The sequence below is a fragment of the Mesorhizobium sp. M1E.F.Ca.ET.041.01.1.1 genome, assembly GCF_003997355.1.
Lineage (GTDB): Bacteria > Pseudomonadota > Alphaproteobacteria > Rhizobiales > Rhizobiaceae > Mesorhizobium.
Window position 1 is genome coordinate 1 of the sequence record NZ_RZSL01001032.1, and the last position, 1,268, is coordinate 1,268.

A 1,268-nucleotide genomic window follows, 5' to 3' on the forward strand; every position below is an offset into this window, starting at 1 on the left:
GATGAAGACCGGCTAAAGCGCGCCGCGATCTTTCAGATCGCTTCTGCGCTTCAGGTTTTGTTTTTACGCATGTCTTTTTCCCGAAACCGGGTCCCACTTTCGGGAGACATGCTTTGAGCCGTCCGCCGACGAGACGGCTCAAGCCGGCAATCCCGCCCCGGGAGCCATCAACTCCGCAGCGCCACATAGATCGCCGGAATGACGAGCAACGTCAGCAGCGTCGAGGAGGCAAGCCCGAACAGCAACGAGATGGCGAGACCCTGGAAGATCGGGTCCGTCAGGATCACCGCCGCGCCGATCATCGCGGCCAGCGCGGTGAGCAGGATGGGCTTGAAGCGGATCGCGCCGGCCTTGAGCAGGATGTCGACCAATGGCCGGTCGGTGCCGCGGGAGTGGCGGATGAAATCGACCAGCAGGATCGAGTTGCGCACGATGATGCCGGCCAGTGCGATGAAGCCGATCATCGAGGTGGCCGTGAAGGGCGCGGCGAAAGCCCAGTGGCCGAGCATGATGCCGATCAACGTCAGCGGGATCGGGGTGAGGATCACCAGCGGCAGCCGGAAGGAGCCGAACTGCGCGACGACCAGGATATAGATGCCCAGGATCGCCACCATGAAGGCGGCGCCCATGTCGCGGAAGGTCACCCAGGTCACCTCCCATTCGCCGTCCCACAGAAGCGTCGGCTTCGATTCGTCGTCCGGCTGGCCATGCAGCGCGATCGCCGGCTTCGGCAGCGCCCCCCAGTCCGCCCGAGCGATCGCGTCGTCGACGGCGAGCATGCCGTAGACAGGCGCCTCGAAGGCGCCGGCCAACTCGCCCATCACCATTTCGGCGGGGCGGCCGTTGTGGCGGAAGATCGGGTACGAGGCGGGCTCGCCCGCAAGGCGCACCACGTCGCCGAGCTCGACCACGTCGCGAGCGCCCGGCAAGGCATTGGCCGGCACCGGCGTCGCCAGCGCGCGCTGGTCGACGATGCCGTCGCCCTTCGACAGGGCGATGCGGATCGGGATCGGATAACGGCCGCCGCCGCGATGCGAATAGCCGACCGTGGTGCCGCCGAAGAGATAGCCCAGCGTGTCGTGAACATCCGACTGCTCGACCTTGTAATATTCGAGATTGTCCTGGTCGATCGACAGCCGTTGCCTTTGCGGCTGGTTGTGGAAGCTGTCGTCGACGTCGACGATGAACGGGACGCTCGAGAAGGTCTCGCGCACCTTGGCCGCGACGGCGCGGCCAAGGTGCGCGAGACCTTCTCGAGCGTCCCGTTC

At 65.7% G+C, this 1,268-nt stretch carries 1 protein-coding gene; it reads right to left on the reverse strand.

All coding sequences use genetic code 11. From position 1 onward, the window contains the following. Window positions 1-167: 167 nt before the first annotated feature. Window positions 168-1,268: efflux RND transporter permease subunit (locus EOA38_RS37070; RefSeq protein WP_145966312.1), on the reverse strand; the 1,101-nt coding region annotated here is incomplete at its 5' end.